This is a genomic window from Eudoraea sp. (genome assembly GCF_049669105.1).
In the GTDB taxonomy this organism is placed as follows: Bacteria; Bacteroidota; Bacteroidia; order Flavobacteriales; family Flavobacteriaceae; genus Eudoraea.
This window is the reverse complement of the sequence record NZ_JBATKE010000050.1, coordinates 36,882-44,038: the sequence shown is the minus strand read 5'-3', so window position 1 is coordinate 44,038 and position 7,157 is coordinate 36,882. Positions and strand designations below refer to the sequence as shown.

7 protein-coding genes are annotated in these 7,157 nt (G+C 37.4%); 5 read left to right on the top strand and 2 right to left on the bottom strand.

From position 1 onward, the window contains the following. Positions 1 to 530 precede the first annotated feature (530 nt). The 5 genes from WBM60_RS03910 to WBM60_RS03890 are packed head-to-tail and all read left to right on the top strand — an operon-like array spanning position 531 to position 4,925. Positions 531 to 1,439 carry an aldose epimerase family protein gene (locus WBM60_RS03910; RefSeq protein ID WP_424282774.1) on the top strand — a complete coding sequence of 303 codons (909 nt, stop codon included), beginning with the start codon at positions 531 to 533 and terminating at the stop codon, positions 1,437 to 1,439. A 25-nt stretch (positions 1,440 to 1,464) separates the two neighbouring features. Further along, positions 1,465 to 2,025, top strand: coding sequence for a DUF2911 domain-containing protein (locus WBM60_RS03905; protein ID WP_424262113.1), 561 nt, complete (start codon positions 1,465 to 1,467; stop codon positions 2,023 to 2,025). A gap of 2 nt (positions 2,026 to 2,027) precedes the next feature. Beyond that, positions 2,028 to 3,074 carry a methylmalonyl Co-A mutase-associated GTPase MeaB gene (meaB, locus tag WBM60_RS03900; RefSeq protein WP_424276270.1) on the top strand — a complete coding sequence of 349 codons (1,047 nt, stop codon included), beginning with the start codon at positions 2,028 to 2,030 and terminating at the stop codon, positions 3,072 to 3,074. A 35-nt stretch (positions 3,075 to 3,109) separates the two neighbouring features. Further along, complete coding sequence (locus tag WBM60_RS03895; RefSeq protein WP_424262121.1) at positions 3,110 to 4,063, top strand: glycosyltransferase family 2 protein; 954 nt, start codon at positions 3,110 to 3,112, stop codon at positions 4,061 to 4,063. After that, positions 4,053 to 4,925, top strand: coding sequence for a lysylphosphatidylglycerol synthase transmembrane domain-containing protein (locus WBM60_RS03890; protein ID WP_424276578.1), 873 nt, complete (start codon positions 4,053 to 4,055; stop codon positions 4,923 to 4,925). Before WBM60_RS03895 ends, WBM60_RS03890 begins: the two co-directional genes overlap by 11 nt. 3 nt (positions 4,926 to 4,928) lie before the next feature. Here WBM60_RS03890 and WBM60_RS03885 read toward each other — a convergent pair whose 3' ends face one another. Further along, positions 4,929 to 6,590 carry an ArnT family glycosyltransferase gene (locus WBM60_RS03885; protein WP_424276579.1) on the bottom strand — a complete coding sequence of 554 codons (1,662 nt, stop codon included), beginning with the start codon at positions 6,588 to 6,590 and terminating at the stop codon, positions 4,929 to 4,931. Then, on the bottom strand, positions 6,587 to 7,156 hold the full coding sequence (locus WBM60_RS03880) for a phosphatase PAP2 family protein (RefSeq protein ID WP_424260305.1): 570 nt from the start codon (positions 7,154 to 7,156) through the stop codon (positions 6,587 to 6,589). Before WBM60_RS03880 ends, WBM60_RS03885 begins: the two co-directional genes overlap by 4 nt. Position 7,157 lies beyond the last annotated feature (1 nt).

The window sequence follows — 7,157 nt, the reverse complement described above, 5'->3', positions numbered from 1 at the left end:
CTTTGAGCACATCAATTCGTTCATCGCTCGCATTCACTTTGGCTGTGCCTGCGTAAGGCTTGCCTTCTAATTTGCGTCCCGGCAATGTATAATAAGGGATACCTGTTTCTGCAGTTTTCATTTGAATAAATTATTAGGTTAAAAATTGAGTTTATTGATAATTGTCTCATTTTTCAACATACCTGAAAAATGAATTGCGTTCTTTATGTTCATAATTATTTAGAATACTCCAGTTTTAAAGTTACGCAGAGATAAGCATAATTAAAATACCTATAAATAGGTATTTTTAGTGACTTTCCATAGTGATCACACCCGATAAGTTTATGCCCATAATGAAGTTTGTGAAAGTTTCCGGCATCAATGAAAAATAAGGGGGAATCCAATGTAAAATAGTTTTACCTGCTTTACCGTTGATGGTAGATTTACGTATGTTTGAAAAGGGTATTTGAATGTAATTATCTAAAGGAGACATGAAAATATTGCATGTTGCAAAAAACAAGTATTTTTAAGAACTATTTAAATGGTCGCCCTTGGAACAAGTTACAATTAAAAACGATTTTATATCCTTAAGCGTTCTGGACTACGGTGCTATTATTCAAAAGCTTCTGGTGAAAGACAAGGAAGGAAAAGAGCTGAATTTGGTTGTAGGGCTGGAGCACCCGGAAAGTTATCTGGACGATCTTAAATGTTTAGGCGCCTGCGTTGGCCGATATGCTGGAAGGATATCAAACGGGGGCTTTCAGATAGATGGGAATACCTATAATTTATATACCAAAAATGGTGTGCATCTTCACGGTGGAAAGCAGGGTTTCGCACAAAAGTACTGGAAGTTCGAAACCGTAGATAATAGTGAACATCCCTGGGTGAAATTGAGATACAAAAGCTCTCATATGGAAGAAGGTTATCCGGGAAACCTGAATGCAAGTGTGACTTATAAACTGATCGATAATTCGCTGCATATAATTCATGAAGCGGTGACGGACAAGCCTACGGTAATAAATTTAACCAACCATTCCTACTTTTGCCTGGACCATACCAATTCTATTGATCACTATGAGCTGCAACTGGAATGTCCTGAAATATTAGAAACTCAAGATAATTTGCTGCCAACAGGAAAACTGATTTCCGTGACAGACACGGATTACGACTTCCTTACCAGAAAAGAGATAGCAGGAAAACGATTGGATACTCCTTATGTGGTTTCAGATAATGCCCAAAAAGTGGCTGAATTATATTCCCCTGTTTCAGGACTGCGAATGACAGTGGAAAGTAATCAACCTGCTGTTATTGTTTATACTCCTCCGGAATTTGCAGCTATTTGTTTTGAAACCCAAAACTATCCTGATGCACCCAACATCAAGTCATTTCCCTCGGCAATTCTAAATCCCGGAGAAACCTATTACAACCAGGCAATTTTTACTTTTGATTTAGTAACTTAGACAAACTAATCAGCACTTATATAATATGAAAGTATTAAAATGGATTTTGATCGTATTGGCGGCATTGGCCTTACTTTTTTACTTTGTGGGAATGCCCTATCTAAAAAACCAAACTAAGAAAAACAGTCCTCAAAAGACCGTTGTTTATACTGAAAATGGCATGGACCTTACACTTAAATACAGCAGTCCCTTCAAAAAGGGAAGGGTCATTTTTGGTGAACTTGTGCCTTATGATACCGTATGGCGCACTGGTGCTAATGAGCCTACTACCTTTACTACTAATTCCAAAATTTATATCATCGATAAAGAACTACCGGCAGGCACCTATTCCCTTTGGACAATCCCGGGTAAAGATAGCTGGCAGGTAATTTTTAACAAGAATGTCCCGGATTGGGGAGTTACTCTGAGTAGCGGTGGAAAAGAAACAACACGTATCCCTGAAGAAGACATTGTTAACGTTGAGGTACCCGTTATTAATTTGTTGGAAACAGTTGAAAGTTTGACTATAAATTTTGAAGAAACCGGGCAATTATACCTCAGTCTCGATTGGGACAAAACCAAAATCCGGGTACCAATTAACAACTAACATTGAGTACGGAAAAAAATAAAGGTACAAAAGGAGTACGCCAGGTAAAAAAACACCGCAAAAAGAAACTCTCTGTTGAGGATCTTACCCGTGGGGTCCTAAATGGAGACAAAGCCATTTTGGCAAGGGCTATAACTTTAGTTGAAAGTACCAGAAATGAAGATTTAAAGAAGGCTTATACTTTAATTGAGAATTGCCTTTTAAAGAAATCCAATAGTATTCGGATTGGTATAACTGGTGTACCTGGGGTTGGTAAGAGCACCTTTATTGAAATCTTCGGCAAAACCCTAACAAGCCTTGGCAAGAAAGTTGCCGTATTAGCTGTAGACCCCACCAGTACGCTTAGCAAAGGAAGTATCCTTGGTGATAAAACGCGTATGCAGGAGCTGGTTAAAGATCCTAACGCTTTTATACGACCATCACCTTCGGGTGAATCTCTAGGAGGAGTGGCCCGTAAGACCCGAGAATCAGTTATCTTATGCGAAGCCGCCGGTTTTGATGTGGTTTTAATAGAAACTGTTGGGGTTGGACAAAGTGAAACTGCAGTGCACAGTATGGTTGATTTCTTCCTGCTATTAAAGTTAGCCGGTGCAGGCGACGAACTTCAGGGAATAAAAAGGGGCATCATGGAAATGGCAGATGCGATTGTCATAAACAAGGCGGAAGGCGATAATCTAAAAAGAGCGCAACTGGCGAAAGTGCAATTTGAAAGAGCATTGCAGCTCTATCCTCCCAAAGAAAATGGATGGACCCCTCAGGTAAACACTTGTTCAGCCATTGATAATAAAGGGATAATTGAAATATGGGAAATGATTGTGCAATTTTTGAATACCACAAAAGACAATGGGTATTTTGAAAGGAACAGACAAAATCAGAATAAATACTGGCTCTTGCAAGCTATAGATGAACTTTTAAAGCAACACTTCTTCCAAACGTCGACTGTTAAAGAGAATCTGGAAACTATGATATTGAAGGTTTCAAAAGATAAAATCTCCCCTTTTAGGGCTGCCGAAGTACTAATGGCCGGGTATAGGAAAGAACTTAAATAAAAAGTATAAATTTGTCCCAACATTTATCCACCACAATGAAGCCGGTTACGCTCTCTCTTTTATCTATTGTTATTCCAATCTATAATGAAGAAGAAAATGTAGAACTTCTTACATCTAAAATTAATGAGAGTCTGCAGGGTTATTTCTATCAGATTATATATGTGGATGATTTTTCTACAGACCTTACCCGCAAAAAGGTAAAAGAGATGAAAGATCCTAACGTTCACCTCATAGCTTTAAAAAAGAACTATGGCCAAAGTTTGGCTTTGGCTGCAGGCATTGATTATGCCAAAGGAGAGTATATTATTACCATGGACGGTGACCTGCAAAATGACCCTCAGGATATACCTAAAATGTTGGAATATGCAGTGAGCGGGGAATACGATGTTGTTACAGGAATCCGGCAAAAAAGAAAGGATTCATTGGTTAAGAAAATTCCATCCAAGATCGCTAATTTCATGGTTAGACGCGTCACAAAGTTAGACATCCAAGACAACGGATGCGCTCTAAAGGTATTTACCAGAGATATTGCCAAAGATTTGAATCTTTACGGTGAAATGCATCGTTTCATTACTTTATTGGCCTATTTGGAGGGTGCTCAGATAAAACAGGTTCCTGTAAAACACCATGCGAGAAATGCCGGAGTTTCCAAATATGGACTGGAACGTGTTTTTAAAGTTGTGGCCGATATGATGTTGCTCCTTTTTATAAGGAAATATTTCCAACGACCCATTCATTTATTTGGTATTCTTGGAGTATTGCTAATTATATTGGGAATCTTTATTAATATCTATTTGCTCATCGTAAAAGTAGGTTTCGGACAGGATATAGGAACCAGGCCGCTGCTCATTTTTGGAATGATGTTCATATTGGCCGGTATTCAGCTATTTACCATAGGTATAGTTATGGAACTGCTCATTCGAACGTATTACGAATCGCAAAATAAAAGGCCCTACAGAATTAAAAGTATATCTATAGGTGGCCAATAATCGTAAAAAAGGGACTACCCTCCTTAAAATCCTTTTTAGCTCTGTTCTGCTGTATTTTGTTTTTACCAAAATTCAATTCAAAGAAGTATGGGATATACTTAAGGGAAGTAATTTAGGATACCTGTTTATAGCGCTTTTGTTTTTTATCCTATCCAAGGTTTTATCAGCCTTTCGCCTAAACCTGTATATTCATCAAATCAAGATATTTCTTACTCAATTAAGCAATTTAAAACTATACCTCCTTGGCATGTTTTATAACTTGTTTTTACCAGGTGGAATTGGGGGAGACGCTTATAAAGGATATGTATTAAAGAAAAAATATGAGGTAAAGACTAAGAGCGTTATATCTATTCTTGTTTTAGATCGGCTTAATGGACTTTTGCTAATCTTTGTGATCAGCTGTATGCTTGCACTTTTTTTAGGTGAAGGCCGTTTGCAGCCTTATAAACTCCTTTTTGGAATTGCTATTGGGCTTAGTATTCTTACTTTTTGGCTTATTAATAAAAGATTTTTTTCATTCGTTTATCCTGTTTTCTGGAAATCTTTGGGGTATTCGGCTTTGGTCCAATTAGCTCAATTGGTAAGTGTTTTATTTATTTTACAGGCTTTAGATGTGCAAGGCGATAACATTGCTTATTTGTTTATTTTCCTAATATCGTCTATTGTTTCTGTTTTACCATTGACAATAGGCGGAATAGGTAGCAGGGAAGTTGTTTTCTACTACGGTGCACTTTGGTTGGGATTAGGTGAGAATACCTCAGTAAGTATTAGCATGCTGTTTTTCCTAATAACCGCAACAGTTTCGCTTTTAGGAATTATTTACCATTTTAGAAAACCCGAATTGAAAGAGATACCGGCTTAAAATTTACTCGATCAGGTGAATTAAATGCATGCTGTTTAGCACTTGCTTCCTCGTGGAAGGATTTAAAAACTTTGGCTGCAAACGCGTTATCCTGAATTGATCTGCGGTGAAATGTCTGTCCCAACGCAAACCGGACTCTTTTAGTTTTTTAAGATCGTCATCTGTGCCATAAACCCATATAGCTCCAATATCAGGTAAATTTGCGACCTCAGTAATTTTAACGGGGTGTTGGTTATAAAAATCCAGGGCCCATGAAGGCCCGGCGGTAATTTTGTATATCTGATCAGGCGGAATGTCATTTTCAGCAACAATACCTGAGATAGTAGAGCCTGCCTGATACTTTAATAAAGATGGATAAAAATGTAAATTCAAAACAGCATTTAGAAGAAGAGAACTGTATAGCGAGATAGTTAATAATCGAAGGCCATATTCCTGCTGCTTCAAACAGAAATATCCTATGAGGACAAAAGCTGATAATAATAAAACATAGGCATACCAGTTTGAAATTTTAAACACAAAAAAACAGATCAGAACCGTTGTAGTTACCACCAGACCCAGAATAAAATATTGAAGTCCAAGAAATACTTTCATCTTTTTTACTTTTGCAGAACTGATTAAATCCTGCACAAAGGAAGCCGAGAGTACCGCGAACAAAGGAATCATTATATTTAAGTAGTGTGGTAATTTAAATTGTGCAAAACTTATTATTAAAAAAATTAATGTAATACCCCCTATTGTAAGAAACTCCAGGCCCGAATCTCTCCTGAATCTAGTATTAAAAAATGCCTTGACCCGTGTCCAATAAGCAGCAAGACCTAGTATTGTCCATGGAAGAAATACCCATAAAAAAGTATGGAAAAAGAAAAAATAATCGCTGCTGTTCTTTCCTACCCCTTCTCCGCTTAATCGTTCAAAACTTTGCTCCCAGAGAATAAAGAGAATACCACTTCTGTGATCTTTGCCTCGGATTATTTTTTCCGGATGCAAATCAAATTGCAGGTAATAGGCATAAAGAATTGGAGAAATAGTTAATCCAAATACTACCAATGCAGCTAATACCTTCCAACTGAACAGCAATTTCCATTTATTGCTATAACCTAAATGGCAAAGTATTGGAAGACCTATGACTAATAGTGCAATCTGCCCTTTTGTAGAAAAAGCAATTCCGGCACCAAACGCACCCAGAAGTAAGTTTTTCAAGGAATTTTTTTCTATATAAGCTGCCAGTTGCCAAATGGCAAAAGCGGTAAATCCGGTAAGAACAGCATCAGTCCGAACGTCAATATTAGACAGCATGATGGTTTGTGCTGTCATAAATATAAGTGAAGCTATTTTACCTACTTCCTTGTTATACAACACCTTACCTAAGCCATAGCAGCTATATGCACCTAGCAATGTTGCCAGGATACCGGGAATTCTATAGGCCCAATCGTAAAGACCGAAAATTTTAAAAGCAATGGCTGCGAGCCAATAGTGCATATGAGGTTTGTCTAAATACTCCTCCGGGCCTTTGAACAAATTTATAAAGTCATTTTCCTGTACCATTCGCATTGCCATAACAGCAAACTGAGCGGAATCATATTCAAAAAGTGTTACGAACATTCCCGCCAGATATACCAGGATAGTAAGCAAGAGAAAAAACCAATACTTCGTATTTGAAATCATATACGATATTTGTGAATTGCAAAGATATATAACTTAGCAAATAGCCAACCAAAGAGTGCTCCTACAACCATTCCTGTAATAATATCTAATGGAAAATGTACCCCAATATAAATTCTGCTATAAGACACAAAGAGGGCCCAAACAATTAAAAAGACACCAATATATTTGTAGGTAGCGTTAAAAAGAAAAGTAAAGAATAAAGCCAGTGCAGAAGTATTGGCGGCGTGAGCAGAAAAATAGCCGAATTTTCCTCCGCAATAGTCTTTTACCAGACGCATCAATTGGTTTACGTCCGGGTCATAACAAGGACGTAAGCGTTGAACACCATATTTAAAAAAATTAGATAATTGATCCGTAGCGGTAATCAATAAGGCCACAGCAATAACCAGGATAATCATTTTCTTTATTCCATATTGTTTAAATGAAAGTATTAGCAATAAAAAATATAAGGGAATGGCGCTCCACTTATTGGTAAGAAACATCCAAAAGGCATCCCATTCAGAAGTTCCCAGGTTATTGAGATAAAGGAATACTTCCTTGTCGAGATGTACTAATTCTTCTAACATC